Below are 16,778 nucleotides of genomic sequence, written 5' to 3'. Positions count from 1 at the left end.
CCGGCGCCCCGAAATCCGTCGTAGCGTCCCCGCCGCCCCCGGGCGGGGACGCCCCGCGACCGCGCCGAGAGAATGCCGAGCACCGCCATGCCGACGCCGAGCACCCCCACGCCCATGTCCATGTCCATGCACCGGTACGACCCGGCGCTCGCCGACCTGGTCTTCGACTACATGCGCGAACGGCTCGCCCTGGACCCGGTCCCGCTCGACCACCCCGGCCGCAAGGACAAGCTCGACCGCGCGCTCGACGGCCTGATCGGCGCGCGGGGCAACGACCCGGGCGAGGTGCTGGCGATCTACGCCGACCAACTCGCCCCGGCGGTCATCTCCTGCGACAGCCCGCGCTTCCTCTCCTTCATCCCGGCCGCGCCGACCAAGGCCGCGCTGCTGTTCGACATGGTCGTCTCGTGCGCGTCGCTCCAGGGCATCTCGTGGCTGGAGGCGGCCGGCGCGGTGGCCGCGGAGAACCAGGTGTTGCGGCTGATCGCCGACCTGGCCGGGCTGCCCGCGAGCGCCGGCGGCTGCTTCGTCAGCGGCGGCTCGGCGGGCAACCTGTCCGCGCTCGTGGTGGCCCGGGACATGGGCCGGCGGCGCACCGGCACCGGCGCGCGGGACCGGCTGCGGATCGCGGTCAGCGACCAGGCGCACTCCTCGATCGGCAACACGCTGCGGATCATCGGCATGGACGCACTCGTGGTGAAGACCACCGACCACCGCCTGACCGGCGAGGCGTTGCGCGCCGCGCTGGCCGCCGACCCCGAGGCGCACGACGTGGTCGGCGTGGTGGCCACCGCCGGTACCACCAACGCGGGCATCATCGACGACCTGGCCGGGATCGGCGCGGTGGCCCGCGAGCGCGACCTGTGGTTCCACGTGGACGGCGCGTACGGCGGCGCCGGGCTGCTCGCGCCGAGCGTGCGCGCCCGCTACGACGGGATCGAACTCGCCGACTCGTTCGTCGTCGACCCGCACAAGTGGCTGTTCGCGCCGTTCGACTGCGCGGCGCTGATCTACCGCAACCCGGGCCCGGCCCGCGGCGTGCACACCCAGGACGCGTCCTACCTCGACGTCCTGCACACCGACGCGCCCGAGGAGTGGAACCCGACCGACTACGCGTACCACCTCACCCGGCGCGCCCGCGGCCTGCCGCTGTGGTTCTCGCTCGCGGTGCACGGCACCGACGCGTACACCGAGGCCATCGAGACCGCGCTGACCCTGGCCCGGGACACCGCCGAGCTGATCCGGGCCACCCCCGACCTGGAGTTGATCCGCGACCCGGAGCTGTCCGCGGTGCTGTTCCGGCGCACCGGTTGGGGTCCGGACGACTACCTCGACTGGTCCCGGCGGCTGTTGGCCGGCCAGGTCGGTTTCGTCACCCCGACCGGTTGGGAGGGGGAGACCGTGGCCCGCTTCGCGTTCCTGCACCCGGGTACCTCGATGGCGATGGTCGAGGAGATCCTGGCCACGATGAGGTAACGCAGTGCGGCCTGCCGCTCGCGCGTTCGGGTCGCCGTGGCCCAGACTGGAAGCCGATGGGACGGCTTCGGGGGCCGGGCGCCCGATCGGCCTCGGGGCCGGAGAGGACAGGCGTGGCGCTGGACGAGTACACGGACCCGCCGATGATGGTGCCGGAGGTCGACGCCGTGACCGGCGCCGTGGCACGACTGGTGGGTACACACGCGGGGGATGTGCGCGATGTCGGCGCCTACGCGGTATTGCAGGGCCTGCTCGACGGCACGCCGGCGGCGGTGGGGGTGATGAGCCCGACCATGCGCTACCTCTATGTCAATCCGGCGCTGGCCCGGATGAACGGCCTGCCGGCCGAGGTGCACCTGGGCCGCACCATCGGCGAGGTGCTGCCCGACCTGGACGCGAAGGAGGACGTGCTCCGGGCGGTGCTGCGCGACGGCGTGCCCCGGGAGGCCACCTCCTCCGGCACCACGCACGCGGGCCCGCCCGGCCGCCGCTGGTGGCACGGCGCCTATCACCGGCTGGAGCACGAGGGCGAGGTGGTCGGTCTGGCGGCCGTGCTCCTGGAGGTGTCCGAGTCCCGGCGCACCCAGCTGGAGCTGGACGCGGCCCGGCGCCGGCTCGCGGTCCTGGACGCCGCCGCCACCCGGGTCGGCACCACCCTCGATCTGGTAGAGACCTGCGAGGAGTTGGCGGAGTTGTTCGTCGCCGAGCTGAGCGACGTGGCGACCGTGGACGTGTTCGCCGTCGAGGGCGCCAACGGCGCCCCGCACCAGCCGCTCGACATGGTCCGGATGTGGCGCGCCGCGCTGTCGCACCGGCCGGGGATGTCCGAACAGGCGGCGATCCTGCGCCAACCCGGCGAGAACGTGGACTACCAGCAGGGCTCGATGGTGCCGCGCGCGCTCAGCGAACGCAGCCCCGTGGTGGTCAACCGGGCGGCCGACGAGGAGATGGCCCGGCAGGTGTCCAGCCCCGACCGCCTCGCCGTGTTCCGCTCGGTGGGCCTGCACTCGGTGGTGGCGCTGCCGCTGGTCGCCCGGGGCAGCGCGATCGGCATGGTCACGATGTCGCGGCACGGCGCGGCCGACGAGTTCTCCCCCGAGGACGTGATCCTGGCCCGCGACCTGGCCCGGCGCGGGGCGATCAGCGTGGACAACGCCCGCCGCTACGCGCACGAGCACGACATCGCGCTCGCCCTCCAGCACGCGCTGCTCGCCGCGCCCGACGCGCCGCACCCGGACATCGAGCTGGCCTCGCGCTACCGGCCCGCGGGCAGCAGCGTCGAGGTGGGCGGCGACTGGTACGACGCGGTCGCGCTGAGCGGGGGCCGCACCCTGCTCGCGGTCGGCGACGTGATGGGACACGGCGTGCAGGCCGCGGTGGAGATGAGCCAGTTCCGGGCGCTGCTGCGGGTACAGGCCCGCTCCGACCTGGAGCCGCACGAGATCCTGGCGGCGGTGGACCGCACCAGCACCAAGGCGGGCATCGAACGCGTGGCCAGCTGCCTGCTGGTCCTGGTCGACCCGGCGACGGACACGGTCACCTTCGCCAGCGCCGGCCATCTGCCGCCGCTGCTGGTCGGCCCGGGCGACGCGGCCGAACTGGTCGACGTGCCGGTCGGACCGCCGCTGGGCACCGGCTTCGGCGGCTACGGCTCGGTGCGCCGGCGCAGCGATCCGGACCGGGTCCTGGTGATGTACACCGACGGTCTGGTCGAGCGCAGGGGCGAGGACATCGGCGAATCGTTGCAGCGGCTGACCCGGGTGGGGCTGACCGCTGAGACCCCGCTGGTGCGCCTGGTGGACACGGTGATCGCCCGGATGATCACCGACAAGCCGGAGGACGACATCGCGGTCCTGGCCGCCCGCAGACGCCCGTCGGCCCCGGACAGGACCTAGACGTCCCCCGCCGGCCGGGAGCAACCGGTGTGCGGCGGGCGTCGGTTCGGGTCGGTGGCCGGGCGCTTCCAGGTGTGCCGGGTGCCGGTCACCGTGACCCGCCGGCGGGGTTCTCGGGGCGGCGCGAGGGTGGGCGGGGTCGGGAGCAGGCTGCCCGCGATGGTGTCCTCGAAGCGGCGGCGGATCGGGCCCCACCGGGCGTCGTGGCGCGCGGCCCGGGCCTCGGCCCGGCGCAGCCTTCGCGGGCGGTCGCGGTAGCGCCGGCGGGCCCACGGGGAGCCTGGGCGGGCCAACCGGATCGCCGCGACGATGTTGACGACCGGGATGAACACGCCGATCACGCCGGTGGCCACCTTGCCCTTGGCGAACGTGATCGCGGCCATCATGACGTCCAGGAGCAGCGCGACCAGCCACACCGCCCGATCGTCGACGGTGTCGCCCTCGGGCCGCGCGTCGAAGGGCACGAATCCGCTCGCCGCCAGGCCGACCGCGGCGATCGTCAACACGGTGGCCTCGATCGAGATCCGGCCCTGCTCGGACCAGTACACGTCGGCCAGGTGCACGATCATCCCGAACTCGTCCAGGACCAGCCCCGCGCCGATCCCGAGCAGCACCCCCGCGACCGCGCGGCCGACCAGGTGTTCGCCGGTCCCGACGCCGACGAAGCCGCCGAACAGGGCGAGCACGATGCCCGGGACCACGTGGTGGATGTGCACCCCACCGCTGTCGAGGTTGCGAAACGGCCCGCGCCCGGCCCGGATCAGCCGGGTGATGGTGCGCGTGATCAGGAAGGTGAGCAGCAGCGACGCGAACGCCAGGGCCATCGGCAGCCGGCCCTCGCGGATCATGGTGTCCTGCCACCATCCGGCCAGTTCCGGGTGGGTCGTGTGCGCCGCCGGCATCGGCCCTCCTCCTCCGTGTCCGTGCTCGGGTTCCCCCTCGGCAACGGGCTACCGACGCCGAACAGGTGAACCGGGGGCCGCCGGTGCGCGGCGCGGTGACCAAGGGGGCGGGCCCCTCGTTGGGCGGGACATGATCAAGCGCATCACCGCCGCCGCTCTGGCGGGCACCGCCCTTGCCGTGACCTTCGGCGCGTCCGCCGCCTCGGCGCAGGAGCCCACCCCGAACACCGGCCGGGTCGCCGGGGTGCCCAGTTCGGTCTATCCCGACGGCCTCAACAACCTGAACCAGGTCAACCAGCTCGCGGGCACGCTGCCGCTGTAGGCGCGTCGCCCGCGTCACGGGCGGGCGTGGTGTCCCGGTCCGGCCCCGAGCGGGGACACCACGCCCTCGGGGCCGGCGGGCTCACTCGCCGTCGAGGGCGCGGCGCAGTTCCTCGTTTTCGCGGTTGGCGGCGGCGAGGTCGTCCATCATCCGCCGGGTGCCCTCGGCCACGCCCGCGTCCCAGATGCGGCGTACGAGAGCGTTCGCGCGATCCTGGGGCAGATCGGTCTCGCGCATCAATAGCTCGGTCAGCTCGATGATTGGGTGTGTGGGGTGCATAGCCCCAGCAGACCCGTCTCCCCGGTGCCGCGCACCCGGGCTACGGCCGGTCGGGGGAGCGGACGCGGCACGGCGCCGGTGCGGCCGCCTTCAGGGCTCGAGGTGGCTCCAGGACTGCGGGTGGGTGGTCAGCCAGCCGGCCAGGTTCTGCGCCGGGCGGCCCGTGAGCATCGGTACCGCGTTGGAGACCTTGCTCATCTCGCCGGTCGCGATCGCCTCGTAGGAGGTCACCCACCCGGCCATCTCCCACGCGGGCGCGTTGTAGTGGGCGCGTGAGGCGTAGGCCTCGTCGCGGGTCTCGGGCTCGTAGCCGATCGGCCGGCCGGCGAAGCGGGTGAGCACCGCCGCGGCCTCGGCCAGGGTGATCGCCTCGGGGCCGGTGAGGTCGTAGGTGAGGTCGTCGTGCGCGTCGCCGCCGAGCAGGACCGCCGCGGCGGCGTCCGCGATGTCGGCGTGCGCCACCGCCGAGACCCGACCGTCGCCGGCCGGGCCGCGGATGATCCCGTCGGGTCCGACCATGGCGGGTAGGCCGGCCAGGTACAGACTGTCGCGCAGGAAGGTGTGGCGCAGGCCGGAGTCGCGGATGTGCTGCTCGGTGTGCCAGTGGTCGCGGGCGAAGGTGAAGGTGGCGTCGGGGGCGGCGCCCAGGAAGGACACGTAGACGATGCGGCGGACCCCGGCGGCGACCGCGGCGTCCACGACCGAGATGTGCTCGCGGACCCGATCGGCGCTCTCCCGGGCGGAGACCAGGAACAGTACGGTCGCGCCGTCCAGCGCCCGGCGCATCGCCTCGCCGTCGGCGTAGGTCGCCGGCGGTGCCGGGGTGGCGCCGGGCAGTTCGGGCAGTCGGGACGGATCGCGTCCCACCAATCGTTGCGTCGCGCCGGCCTCGGCGAGCCGCCGGGCGACCCGGTTGCCGATCTGCCCGCTCGCTCCGGTGACCGCGATGACTGGTGCCATGACGACGTCCTCTCCCGACTCGCGCGGTCGGGCCCGGCCCGGCCGCTCGGCCACCGACCCTACTGCGCGGTTGCCGCTCTCCCGCCGAACCACGCCCATGCGGCGCGCCCGGTTCAGCGCACGTCGCCGAGCGGGCCGAGCATCAGGTCCAGGACCGGGCGGGATCGGTCGAACGCCAGGTGCGCCTGGTCCGGGTACACGGCGGCGAGGCCCGCCGCGACCACGACGAGGAGCAGCAGGAGCAGCCCCTGTCGGGCGGCGCGGCCGAGTCGGCGCGCCGCGCCCGGGTCGACGCGCTCGCCGAGGATCCCTCGGCTGCCGGGGATCGTTCGGTCGAGCGGGTCGTCCCGGAGCGTCGTCCCGCCCCCTCGTGCCGCCTGTGCGCCCGCGTTGCCGGCCATCTCCGCCCTTCCCCCCGCACCCCGCGCGTTCGCGGGTCGTCGGGAGGGACGGACCGGGAGGGGGCGATGGTTCGTCGCCTTCCGGGTTGTCACCGCGTCGGGACCGTTCCGTGACCGACGGGGTGCGTCACTCGTCCCACCAGCGGTCGCCCCGCTCGCGGCGGTTGGCCACGATCGCGGCGAACGGGGGGATCGCCATCGCGACGATCGTCATGCCGGCGGCGGCCGGGAACGACCAGCGGTAGACCACCGTGCCGGCGAGCAGGAACAGCAGCAGGCACACGCCCATCATCACGAAGTAGCGCTTGCGGCGGCGGCGCTGGGACGGGACCGGCCCGTCGGGGGTGGCACCCCCGGGACCCGGGCCGTCCGGGTCGTTGGTGCTCATGCCTTCACGGTACGACGTGTCGGGGCGGGACGACGGGGCCGCCGCAACGGCCGCCGGGGTGGGCCGATGCCCGGGAGTTACCCAGGAATGACAATATTGGTATAGACCTCTGGGGGTGGGACGGTGTTGACTTGCGCTCAGGCGGGACCGCGGGTCCGTGCCGATCGCCGGAAAGGAATCAGTCGCCATGACGACCGTCTCCCCTCCGCACGTCGGCGCGCCGGTCGCCTACCTGCGGTGCTACCCGCGTGACCCGTGGGAGATGGCCGCCCACCGCAACGCGCTGACGGCGTACGCGCAGGGCATCGGGCTGAGCCGGCCGGTGGTGTGTCTGGACAACGGCGTCTCCTCGCGCGAGGAGCGGCCCGCCCTCGAACAGCTGCTGGCCCATGTGCTGGCCGGCGCGGTCCGTATCGTCCTGATCCCCGGCCTGTGGGTCTTCTCGCTCGACCCCGAGCGCGCCCGCGCCATCGCGGACCGGTTCATCACCGCCGGCGCCGAGATCATCGACCTCCCGGGCCGCTGGCACGAGTACGAGGGACGCCGCGTCGCGAGGTGGTGAGGTGCGCGGGGCGGAGCCGGAATCGACCCCGCCCCGGTCGCGGCTCAGCCCGATACCGCCGCCCGCACCGCCTTGGTGACCTCGTCGGCGCGGGTCGTGATGTCGTCCACGCGGGCGGTCTGCGCGGTGAGTTCGGCGCGGACCTGCTCGTCCCTGATGCTGTTGAGGTTGACCTCGATGTTCACCCTGGACGTGGTCGCCGCCGCCCGCGCCGCCTCGACCGCCGCGGCCAGGTCCGTGACCACCGTTCGATTGGCGATCGGCAGCAGTTTCTCGGCCAGTTCGACACACGCCGAGGCCAGTACGATCACCTCGGCCGGCGGCTTGGCCGCGCGGACCAGCGCGAGGGCCACGGTCGCCGACCGGTCGGAGACCTCCTTGGCGCTCTCCCGGGGCAGCTTGTACGCCTCCGTCACCGCGGTGAACGCCGCCGCGTCCGCCTCGGCCAACCGCACTGCCCTGGAACGCAGTTCGTCGGTCAGCGAGATCACCTCGGCGATCGACGTGGCGTGCTCGGTGTACCGGTCGCCCGTGGTGTAGCGGGCCACCATCCCGAGCAGCGCGGTGGCCTGCGCGACGTGCAGCGCGGCCGCCGCTCCGCCGCCGGGGGCCGGCACCCGGTCGGCGAGGCGGTCCAGATATTCGCCGATCTTGTCGTCGTGCATGGGAGTTCGTCCTTCGCTCGGGGGCGACTACCGCATGTCCGGGAATCCTCGCACGAATCCGCGCCGGATCCGGTGCCGACGGCAACCCTCGCGCCGCCGCTCGGTCAGGGCGTCGACCCCGCCGCCGACTCCCGCACGCGGAGCACGACCGCGGTCGCGTTGTCGTGGCCGCCCGCGTCCAGCGTCGCGGTGAGCAGGCGGTCGACGATGCCCGCCGGCGCCCCCGGCGCGGCGAGCAGTCGCCCGAGCGTGCGGTAGTCCACCTGCTCGGCGACACCGTCGGTGCACAGCAGGTACACGTCGCCCGGCCGCAACGTCACGTTGAGCACGTCCGGTTCGGGCCGACCCGGATGCCCGAGATAGCGGCCGAGCCGATAGCGCGCGGCGGCGGCCTGCGGCGAGTCGGCCGCGTACCAGCCGTAGACCGCGCCCAACCACGCCTCGGTGTGATCTCCCGTCAGCAACTCGAGGTATCCGGCCCGCAGGCGATACACACGCGAATCACCGATCTGGACCAGCCACGCGGCGGCCTCGGGGTCGCTGCCCGCGCCCGCGTTGGCGACCAGCGCGGTGAGCGTGCACCCGGTGACCCCGTCCAGGTCGCGGGCCGCGGCCAGCACCCGGTCCTGGATGCCGGCCACGCCCGCCCGCAGCGCCGCGGGGCCTGCCGCGCCGCCCCCGCGCACGGCGCGGCGGACCGCCTCGGTGAACCCGGTCATCGCGATCCGTCCGGCCGCCGTGCTCCCGGGTCCGTCGCCCATGCCGTCGACCACGGCGGCCAGGCGCAGGTCCGGGTCCAGGCCGAACACGTCGAAGTTGGCCCGATACCGGGTGCCGACCACGCTGCCCGCCGCCGCGACCACCCGCACCGGGCCCGCCGTGAAACCGACCCCGTCCGTGCCCCCCGGGTCCTGCCGGCGTCGTTCGAACATGAGCGGCCCCCTTCGCTCGGATCGGCGTACCGTGGCACGCTATCGGGCGGTCAGACCACGGTGCGGAAGTGTGTGGTGAGCCGCCCGGCGTCGTCCAGGACGTGGAAGGCGAGCGCGGGCGGGATGTCCACGTCGACGAACGGCGCGTCCTCGTCGGCGCGCTCCCACGGCAGGTTGACGGTGGAGACCACGCCCGGGGCGACGATCAACGGCTTGCCGGCGAACGTGGTGGCCGCGGGGGTGTGCGCATGCCCGCACAGCAGTGCGGCCACGTTGGGCCGGTCGGCGACCACGGCGGCGAGGCGGTCCGCGCCGAACTGGCGGATCGCGTCGATGGTCGGGATGCCCAACTCCACGGGCGGGTGGTGGAAGGCCACGAACACCGGTACGGAGGACGGGGTTTCGTCCAGCACCCCGGTCAACCAGGTCAGCGTCTCGTCGGCGATCAGACCGTCGTCACGGCCCGGGATCGACGAGTCGCACAGCGCGTACACCGCGCGCTCCGTACGATGCGCCCGGTTGATCGGGGCGTCGTCGGCGGGCTCGTCGAGCAGCCCCTTCCGGAAGGGTCCGCGTACGTCGTGGTTGCCGGGCAGGATCAGCAGCGGGTGCCTGGACGCCAACACGGCGCGGGCCTCGTCGTATTCGGCGGGCGAACCGTGGTCCACGATGTCGCCGGTGACCAGGACCGCGTCCAGGTCGAAGGGAAGCGCGTTCAGGTGCTCCATCGTCGCGCGGGTGCGCTTGGCGGCCCGCCGGCTGCCGTCGAGGTGGGTGTCACTGAGATGCGCGAACACGATCATCGGGCGGTCCTTGAGGGCGAGGGGAAACGTTGTTCCGGTGTAACCGGTCGTGATGACGCAGACGCTACGGGCGCCACCGGACCAGGGTTAAGATCCAGTGAAATGCCGAAGGATTGGTCCAGTTCCGTGAGCGCGGCGGACGCGGTGGACGCGGCGACCGGTGCGCCCGACGCGGGCGGTGTGGCCGCCGCGATCGACCTGCACGTCGACGTGGACACCGCCGAGGGCCGCCGGGTCGGTCTGGAGCGGGCCCTGCGGGCGGCCATCCGCGGCGGGCGGCTGGCGCCCGGTGCCGCGCTGCCGTCCACGCGCGGGCTCGCCGCCGACCTGGGCTTCGCCCGCGGGACGGTCACCGCGGCCTACGACCAGCTGGTCGCCGAAGGGTTCCTGATCGCCCGGCAGGGAGCCGCCACCCGGGTCGCCGACCTGCCGGGACCGGCCGTGCCGAAGACCTCGCACGGCGCACCGGAGACCATCGCGCCCCGGTTCGACCTGCGCCCGGGCCTGCCGGACGTGTCGGCCTTCCCGACCGCCGCCTGGCTGCGCTCCACCCGCCGCGTACTCACCACCGCCGCGCCGCTCGCGGTGCACGGCGTCGGCGATCCGCAGGGCAGGCTCGAACTGCGCACCGCGCTGGCCGAACACCTCGGCCGCACCCGAGGAGTGCTGACCACGCCGGATCGCATCGTGGTCACCTCGGGCTTCTACCAGTCGATCGCACTGCTCGCGAGCGTCCTGGCCGAGGCCGGGGTGCGTGCGGTGGGGATGGAGGACCCCGGGCACAACGTGTACCGGGACGTGATCCGCCGCGCCGGGCCGGCGGTGGTGCCGCTGCCGGTGGACGCCGAGGGGGCGCGCTTCGAGCCGTTGGCCGATCCGGCGCTCGGCGCGGTGGTGTTGACGCCGGCGCACCAGTATCCGACCGGCGTGCCGCTGCGACCCGGACGCCGACACCGGGTGTGCGCGTGGGCGCGGGCGAGCGGCGCGCTGATCGTCGAGGACGACTACGACGGCGAGTTCCGCTACGACCGGCAGCCCGTCGGCGCGTTGCAGGGCATGGCGCCGGAGCATGTGGCGTATTGCGGGTCGGTGTCCAAGACGTTGGGGCCGGGGCTGCGGTTGGCCTGGCTGGCCCTGCCCGGACACCTGGTCGAACCGGTGGTGCGGGCCAAGCACCGGGCCGACTGGCACACCCAGGGGCTGGGCCAGTCGGTGCTGGCGGATCTGCTGGACCGGCACGACTACGAGCGGCACGTGCGCGCGGCGCGGCTGAGCTATCGCCGGCGACGCGAGCAGCTCGTGCGCCGCTTCGGCACGGAACGAGCCGCTTTCGGACGGGAGTTCCGCGGTGTGCCGGCCGGGCTGCATGTGCTGATGACGCTGCCGCCGGGCGGACCGGACGAGGACCTGGTGCTCGCGCGCGCCGCGGCGTGCGGGATGGCGCTGCGCGGCGTCCGCGAGTTGTGGCACGGACCGGCCCCCGAGGAGGGCGTCCTGGTCGGGTTCGCGGCCTCGCCCGGACACGCCTGGCCGGGCACGCTGGACGCGCTGGCGAAGGTGCTGCGGGCGCCGTGACCCGGGCCGGGCGCGCGGGGACGGGCGGTGTGGACGCGGCTCGGCTTCCGGGCGGTCGCTCGGGGCGCGCTCGACGTGCGCTCGACGCGCGCCATGCGTGCGCCCGGCGGGAAACGGTGACACGGAAGATCCGTGGCGTAACCGAGGGTGTTGTATCCATGGAGCAAACCGGGGCCCGGCTGATACCTTGAGGGACGAGGATAAGCGTGTGGCTTTGTTTACAAAGCGCCTTTCTCATCCTCGAGATCCCGCCGGCCGTGCCGGCCACGTGCGACTTCGAGCCCGGTGCCGGACGGCTCCCGGCCGCCCTTTGCACTCGCCCCGGCCGTTCGCGTTCGATCCGTGGTTCGGCGTTGTGTGTTCGGCCCCTGTCCGTTCGGTCCTCTGGCTCGACGTGCGGTTCGACGTGGTGGTTCGACTTGCGACAGCAGGAGGCGGCTCGATGAGCATTTCCGACGAGGAACGGCGTGTCTTCACCGAACGCGACCTGCGCTCGTTGTCGACCGCGGACCCGGATGCCGACCCGGCCGCCGAACGCCTGGCCTGGGCGCACCTGGTCGACGAGTTGGGCCGGGCCATGTGCGACGGGTACGAGCACGCGCCGTCCGCGAGCGCGGACTCGCTCGTGCCGCCCGACCCCTGCCCGGTGCGGACCGCGATCGTGCTGCGGGCACGGGCCAGGGACATCCGTGAGCGGGTCCTCGGGCATCGGGCGGCGGTGGGCCGGGCGTTCCGGGTACTGGAGTCGCCGTGCCGGGGCGACGCGTGGCACCGTCGCACGGAGGCGTTGATCGCGCTGTCGTTGGCCGCCGGTCAGGCCCGCTGCCTGGGCAACCGCCTCACCCTGCTCCCGACCCTCGTCCCCCCGCGACCGGGCGCACTCGCCGAGGCCCTGGTCACCGCACTGGCCGACAGCGGCCGAGCCCTGGACGCCGCCCGGCAACGCCTACGCGAATCGGCCGAGCCGGGCCGAACGATCCCGGCCGCGGCGGCCCTTACGGCGGCGGCCTCCGCGGCCCGCCTCGCCACGTGCCTGGAGGCGGAGATCCGCGCCGAGCCCATCGACGCCTCCGACACCGACCTGTCCCGCGTCGACCACCTGGACCTCCCCCTGCTGGCGGGCGTCATCTGGTCCCGCACCACGATCTGGCCGGACACCCTGGCCCCGCTGAGCCGTTCCCACTCCAACCGCGTGGCTCCGGGTATCTACCAGGTCCGCGCGAGCCACCCCTGAGCGCGCGCCGGCGCATGGGGGGATCACCCGGTCCGGATCCAGTGGGCGGGGTGGGTGTAGGCGTCGGGAAGCCTGGTTCGGGAGTTGCCCTTGGCGGCGTCGAGTTGGGACCGGGTCAGGTAGAGGGCGTCGCGCAGGTCGGCGTCGCGCAGGTCCGCGTCGCGGAAGTCGGCGCCGATCACGTCGGCCAGGCGCAGGTCGGCTCCGCGCAGGTCGGCGCCGATCAGGTACGCCCCGCGCAGGTTCGCGCCGCGCAGGTCGGCGCCCCCCAGGCGGGCCCCGATCAGGTCCGCGCCGCGGCGGTCCTTGCGGCGGCCCGGGACGGCCGCGCGGGTCAGCTCGCTCGCGCGCAGCAGCAGCGGGTTGTACCGCTGCCGCAGCGCCATGATGTCGACCCGCAACAGGTCGGCGGGGCCGCCCAGGGTCAGCCGTTCGGTCTCGTCGTAGGCGGCGCCGAGGTCGGCGTGTACCGGCTGTGCGGCGGGCAGGGACAGCGCCTCGTTCAGGTAGCAGAGCAGTTCGTGCAGGTCACGCATGACCGGGAAGACCCGGAACATCTGCTGCGCGGTGTGCGGCGCCCGGCGCCAGTCCTGCCCGGCATACGTCACCTGGGCGACCTTTTGGCCCGCGCCGAAGCAGTCGTAGACGGTGCAGCCCGGAAAGCCGATCGTGCGCAGGCGCGTGTGCACGCCGCAGCCGAAGTCGTCACCGCGCAGGTTGGGGCAGGGGCGGCCGGCGGGCTTGTCGATGGCGAAGTCGGCCGAGGCGGCGAAGGCGGGCGCGACGCAGCACAGCGCGAAGCAGTTCGCGCAGTCGGCGCGCAGGGCTTCGGCACGCGCGTCGACGAGGACCGGGTCGGGGCCGGGTGCTGCGGGTTCGCGCTGCTCGGGCACGGTGCGAAGACTCCTGACGGGGTGGGGGAGCCGGGCCGAGGGGCGGCGGTCGGCCCGGGACGATCCGTCCATTGTCCGCGATCGGCCCCGACGAACGTGCCGGGGCTGCGCTTACCGGCGGACCGCCACCCGGATCCGCCGGACCGGGTCGGGGTTGCCGCCGCGCGGTCCGCGGGCCGAGGTCGTCAGGAGGTGCGGCTCGGGGTCCAGGTGCCCGGGCGGATCACCACGGCCGTGGTGTGGATCGGTGGGCTGTGGCGGAAGTGGAGGGTGAAGGGGACGGTTTGGCCGGGGGTGAGCCCGGGGGGTGTGCCGAGCATGATGTTCGCGCCGCTCGCGGTCATGCCGAGCAGGCCGTTCGCCGGGATCGGCAGGGCCTTGGTCATCCACATGCGGCCGGCGTAGCCCGTGTAGGTGTGGAAGCTGAAGCCGACATCGGTGGTGATCGGTGTGCTGACAAAGACCAGTTCGTCGTTCGCGTCGCCGGTGTTGCGGATGGTGAAGTAGGCGGAGGTGGCGTCGGCGTTGGTGGCCACGTGTACCCGACCGTCGCTGATGGAGAGCTTGGGCGCGCTGCCGGCGCGGCCGGTCGCGGTCCAGACGGTGAGCAGGGCCAGCGCGAGGGCGGCGGCCAGGACGGGGCCCGCGACGGACTTCAACGCGGCCAGGGGCCCGGGTACGGTCGGCGGTTTCGGTGCGGCCAGGGGCTTCATGTCCGGTCCCGCTTCGCGTCGTCGGGGCGGCCGGCCCGGAATCGGGTCAGCCGGAGGCTGTTGGTGACCGCCGCGAGGGAGCTGACCGACATCGCGGCGGCGGCGAGCATGGGATTGAGCAGCCCGGTCACCGCGATCGGGATCAGCACCACGTTGTAGCCGAACGCCCAGCCGAGGTTGGCCCGGATCGTCCCGGTCGTGCGCCGGGAGAGCCGGATCGCGTCGGCCAGCGCGCCCAGGTCGTCGCGCACCAGCGTCACGTCGGCGACGCCGATAGCCGCCGCCGTACCGCCGCCCATGCCGATGCCCAGGTCCGCCTCGCCGAGCGCGATCGTGTCGTTGATGCCGTCGCCGACCACCGCTACGGCCCGTCCGGGCTGGTCCTGCCGCAGGCCGCGGACGAGTTCGGCCTTGTCGTGCGGGTCCAACTCGCTGAGCACCTCGTCGATCCCCACCGCGTCGGCCACCGCCCGGGCCGGCCCCGGACGATCGCCCGTGGCCAGGATCACCGTGACGCCGAGCCGATCCAGCGCCCGGATCGCGCCGGCGGCCTCCGGGCGTACCGAGTCGCCCAGGACCAGCACGCCCGCCGGCACGCCGTTGACCGTCGCGACGACCGCGGTGTCCCCGGCGGCGTCCGCCTCGGACAGCGCGGCGCGCAGGCCGGCCGGCAGCGCGGTGACGTCCTCCACGCCCGGGCGCAGGACGGCCACCCGCGAGCCGTCCACCAGGCCGCGTACGCCGATTCCGGGCTCCGAGGCGAAATCGGCGACCGGCGGCAGGGCGCCCGCGCGTTCGGTGGCGGCGCGGGTGAGGGCCCGGCCGATCGGGTGCCCGGACGCGGACTCGACCGCGCCGACCCGGGCGAGCAGTTCGTCCGGGTCGACGTCGGGCGCGGCCACGCAGCGCAGCAGGCTCATGCCGCCGGTGGTCAGCGTGCCGGTCTTGTCGACCACGACGGTGCCCACGCGGCGCAGGCGTTCCAGGCCGGCGGGCTCGCGGATCAGCACGCCGAGGCGGGCGCCGCGCCCGGTGGCGGCCAGGATCGCGGTGGGCGTGGCCAGGCCGAGGGCGCACGGGCAGGCGACCACCAGGACGGCCATGGTCGCGCCGGCCGCGGCCTGCGGGTCGCCGCCGGCGCCGAGCCAGAAGCCGAGCACGGTGACCGCGCCGGCCAGTACGGACGGGACGAACACGCCCGCGATGCGGTCGGCGAGCCGCTGTGCGCCGGTCTTGCCGGCCTGGGCCTCCTCCACCGCGGCGGTGATCCGGGCGAGGCGGGTGTCCGCGCCGACCGCGGTGGCCCTCGCGGTGATCCGGCCGCCCTCGTTGACGCTGCCGCCGGGCACCGAGTCCTCGGGGCCGACCTCCATCGGGCGGCTTTCCCCGGTCAGGTGGGACACGTCGAGCGCGGAGCGGCCGTCGACCACGACGCCGTCGGCGGGCACCCGGTCGCCGGGCCGGACCACGAACACCTGACCTACCGTCAGGGACGCGGTCGGCACGGTCACCTCGACCGTCTTCCCGCCGGGCCCCGGGTGCAGGACGGCGACCCGGTCCGGGACGAGCGCGGCCAACTCGCGCAGCGCGGAGCCGGTCCGGGTCCGGGCCCGGTCCTCCAGCCGGCGGCCGAGCAGGACGAACAGCGGCACGGCGACCGCGACTTCGAGGTACATGTGCGCCTCGTCGCCGGCGGCGGGCGGCAGCAGGGTGAAGGGCATCCGCATCCCGGGCTCGCCGGCGCCGCCGCCGAACAGGGCCCACAGGGACCAGCCGAACGCGGCGAGTACGCCGAGGCTGACCAGGGTGTCCATGGTCGCGCCCGCGTAGCGCAGTCCGTGCAGGGCCCGACGATGGAACGGCCAGGCGCCCCACGTGGCCACCGGCGCGGCCAGCGTCAGGCACAACCACTGCCAGTCGGTGAACTGCCACGCGGGCACCATCGACAGGACCAGTACGGGCAGCGCCAGCGCGGCGACGATCAGGAGGTTGCGCCGACCGTGGTCGATCGCCTCGACGGCCGGGCCGGTCGCGGCGGCGTCGGCGGGGGTCGGGCCGGCCACGGTCGCCTCGTAGCCGGCGGCGGTGATGGCCGCGATGACGTCGATCACCGGCAGGGACGCGGGATGCACGACGCGGGCCCGGCCGGTGGCGAGGTTGACCGTGGCGGTGACGCCGTCGAGTTTGGCCAACCGGCGCTCGACCCGATGCACGCAGGCGCCGCAGGTCATGCCGGACACGGTCACATCGGTGGTGATCGGTCGGGTGGAGGTGGTCACAGGGCGGCGCCGAAGGCGCGGGGGCGGGCGTCGGGTCCGCCCAGGCCCATCCGGCCGTGACCGCCGCCCTCGTCGCCCATCTTGACCGGCGCCCCGGGCGGACCCGGCTTGCGCAGGTCGGGCGCCACGGGGCCGGCCTGGCGGCCGATCGTGAACGCGACGGCGAACAGCACCAGGAGCAGGCCGAGAAAGGCGAGCACCGTACCGGGCGCCGAGCCGGCCCGACGCGACGCCGCCGTCGGACGCGAGGGCGAATCCGGGGTGACCTCGGCAACTCCGGCGACTCCGGCGGCCCGTGGCCGGAACGGCGGGCGCAGGCGCGGGTGCCGGGGGCGATCCCGGGGGTCGGGTCCACCGGCGAACACGGGCATGAATCGGGCTCCAGGGATCGGTTCGGCGGGCGAGGGCACCCCGGTAGTCGGCCGGCGATCATGCCTGGTTCCCGGACGACACGATTCGCGCGGACTCCCGGTGGACGCTCGGGACGACGCGGACCGGC

Annotated in this window: 18 protein-coding genes; 6 read left to right on the top strand and 12 right to left on the bottom strand. The window is 74.4% G+C overall.

Annotated elements, in window-relative coordinates; all coding sequences use genetic code 11:
- Positions 1-114: 114 nt before the first annotated feature.
- Together B4N89_RS32590 and B4N89_RS32585 are read left to right on the top strand one after the other, a co-directional pair.
- On the top strand, positions 115-1,476 hold the full coding sequence (locus B4N89_RS32590; RefSeq protein WP_235619046.1) for a pyridoxal phosphate-dependent decarboxylase family protein: 1,362 nt from the start codon (positions 115-117) through the stop codon (positions 1,474-1,476).
- A gap of 113 nt (positions 1,477-1,589) precedes the next feature.
- Positions 1,590-3,371 (top strand): SpoIIE family protein phosphatase, encoded by a 1,782-nt coding sequence (locus B4N89_RS32585; protein WP_235619045.1) that lies wholly within the window; start codon positions 1,590-1,592, stop codon positions 3,369-3,371.
- Here B4N89_RS32585 and B4N89_RS32580 read toward each other — a convergent pair.
- The gene (locus B4N89_RS32580; RefSeq protein ID WP_321170733.1) at positions 3,368-4,273 is read right to left on the bottom strand and encodes a hypothetical protein; all 906 of its coding nucleotides are present in this window, start codon (positions 4,271-4,273) and stop codon (positions 3,368-3,370) included. The genes B4N89_RS32585 and B4N89_RS32580 overlap by 4 nt on opposite strands.
- A 130-nt stretch (positions 4,274-4,403) precedes the next feature.
- On the opposite strand from B4N89_RS32580, the gene B4N89_RS32575 reads away from it, so the two are divergent.
- Positions 4,404-4,595 (top strand): hypothetical protein, encoded by a 192-nt coding sequence (locus tag B4N89_RS32575; RefSeq protein ID WP_078980066.1) that lies wholly within the window; start codon positions 4,404-4,406, stop codon positions 4,593-4,595.
- An 81-nt stretch (positions 4,596-4,676) separates the two neighbouring features.
- Here B4N89_RS32575 and B4N89_RS49185 read toward each other — a convergent pair whose 3' ends face one another.
- The 4 genes from B4N89_RS49185 to B4N89_RS52745 all read right to left on the bottom strand — a co-directional run bounded on the left by B4N89_RS49185 (position 4,677) and on the right by B4N89_RS52745 (position 6,623).
- Positions 4,677-4,874 carry a hypothetical protein gene (locus tag B4N89_RS49185; RefSeq protein ID WP_143658161.1) on the bottom strand — a complete coding sequence of 66 codons (198 nt, stop codon included), beginning with the start codon at positions 4,872-4,874 and terminating at the stop codon, positions 4,677-4,679.
- 90 nt (positions 4,875-4,964) lie between these two features.
- Positions 4,965-5,834, bottom strand: coding sequence for an NAD(P)H-binding protein (locus B4N89_RS32570; RefSeq protein WP_078980673.1), 870 nt, complete (start codon positions 5,832-5,834; stop codon positions 4,965-4,967).
- 113 nt (positions 5,835-5,947) lie between these two features.
- Positions 5,948-6,235: a hypothetical protein gene (locus tag B4N89_RS32565; protein WP_078980065.1), complete on the bottom strand. Its 288-nt coding sequence runs from the start codon at positions 6,233-6,235 to the stop codon at positions 5,948-5,950.
- Positions 6,236-6,362: 127 nt separating this feature from the next.
- On the bottom strand, positions 6,363-6,623 hold the full coding sequence (locus B4N89_RS52745) for a DUF3099 domain-containing protein (protein WP_078980064.1): 261 nt from the start codon (positions 6,621-6,623) through the stop codon (positions 6,363-6,365).
- A gap of 187 nt (positions 6,624-6,810) precedes the next feature.
- Between B4N89_RS52745 and B4N89_RS32555 the strand changes: the two genes are divergently transcribed.
- Positions 6,811-7,185 (top strand): recombinase family protein, encoded by a 375-nt coding sequence (locus B4N89_RS32555; protein WP_078980063.1) that lies wholly within the window; start codon positions 6,811-6,813, stop codon positions 7,183-7,185.
- A gap of 44 nt (positions 7,186-7,229) precedes the next feature.
- On the opposite strand, the gene B4N89_RS32550 is transcribed toward B4N89_RS32555, so the two are convergent.
- The 3 genes from B4N89_RS32550 to B4N89_RS32540 all read right to left on the bottom strand — a co-directional run bounded on the left by B4N89_RS32550 (position 7,230) and on the right by B4N89_RS32540 (position 9,585).
- Complete coding sequence (locus B4N89_RS32550) at positions 7,230-7,850, bottom strand: cyclodeaminase/cyclohydrolase family protein (RefSeq protein WP_078980062.1); 621 nt, start codon at positions 7,848-7,850, stop codon at positions 7,230-7,232.
- A 104-nt stretch (positions 7,851-7,954) separates the two neighbouring features.
- Entirely contained in the window at positions 7,955-8,782 is an 828-nt protein-coding gene (locus B4N89_RS32545) for a PP2C family protein-serine/threonine phosphatase (protein WP_078980061.1), read from the bottom strand.
- 50 nt (positions 8,783-8,832) lie between these two features.
- Positions 8,833-9,585 carry a metallophosphoesterase gene (locus tag B4N89_RS32540; protein WP_078980060.1) on the bottom strand — a complete coding sequence of 251 codons (753 nt, stop codon included), beginning with the start codon at positions 9,583-9,585 and terminating at the stop codon, positions 8,833-8,835.
- A gap of 192 nt (positions 9,586-9,777) precedes the next feature.
- Between B4N89_RS32540 and B4N89_RS32535 the strand changes: the two genes are divergently transcribed.
- Both B4N89_RS32535 and B4N89_RS32530 read left to right on the top strand, forming a co-directional pair.
- On the top strand, positions 9,778-11,160 hold the full coding sequence (locus B4N89_RS32535; RefSeq protein WP_235619118.1) for a PLP-dependent aminotransferase family protein: 1,383 nt from the start codon (positions 9,778-9,780) through the stop codon (positions 11,158-11,160).
- A gap of 442 nt (positions 11,161-11,602) precedes the next feature.
- A complete protein-coding gene (locus B4N89_RS32530) occupies positions 11,603-12,394 on the top strand; it encodes a hypothetical protein (protein WP_078980058.1) in 792 nt (263 codons plus the stop codon).
- A 23-nt stretch (positions 12,395-12,417) separates the two neighbouring features.
- Here B4N89_RS32530 and B4N89_RS32525 read toward each other — a convergent pair whose 3' ends face one another.
- The 4 genes from B4N89_RS32525 to B4N89_RS32510 form a co-directional block, all read right to left on the bottom strand.
- Positions 12,418-13,287: a pentapeptide repeat-containing protein gene (locus tag B4N89_RS32525; protein ID WP_235619044.1), complete on the bottom strand. Its 870-nt coding sequence runs from the start codon at positions 13,285-13,287 to the stop codon at positions 12,418-12,420.
- A 185-nt stretch (positions 13,288-13,472) separates the two neighbouring features.
- The gene (locus tag B4N89_RS32520; protein WP_078980056.1) at positions 13,473-14,000 is read right to left on the bottom strand and encodes a copper chaperone PCu(A)C; all 528 of its coding nucleotides are present in this window, start codon (positions 13,998-14,000) and stop codon (positions 13,473-13,475) included.
- The gene (locus tag B4N89_RS32515) at positions 13,997-16,279 is read right to left on the bottom strand and encodes a heavy metal translocating P-type ATPase (protein WP_268812558.1); all 2,283 of its coding nucleotides are present in this window, start codon (positions 16,277-16,279) and stop codon (positions 13,997-13,999) included. The genes B4N89_RS32520 and B4N89_RS32515 overlap by 4 nt, the downstream gene beginning before the upstream one ends.
- A complete protein-coding gene (locus tag B4N89_RS32510) occupies positions 16,276-16,650 on the bottom strand; it encodes a hypothetical protein (RefSeq protein ID WP_078980055.1) in 375 nt (124 codons plus the stop codon). The genes B4N89_RS32515 and B4N89_RS32510 overlap by 4 nt, the downstream gene beginning before the upstream one ends.
- Positions 16,651-16,778 lie beyond the last annotated feature (128 nt).

The organism is Embleya scabrispora (assembly GCF_002024165.1).
GTDB classification, from domain to species: Bacteria; Actinomycetota; Actinomycetes; order Streptomycetales; family Streptomycetaceae; genus Embleya; species Embleya scabrispora_A.
The sequence above is the reverse complement of the archived record's forward strand: the minus strand, read 5'-3'. Positions and strand labels throughout refer to the sequence as shown.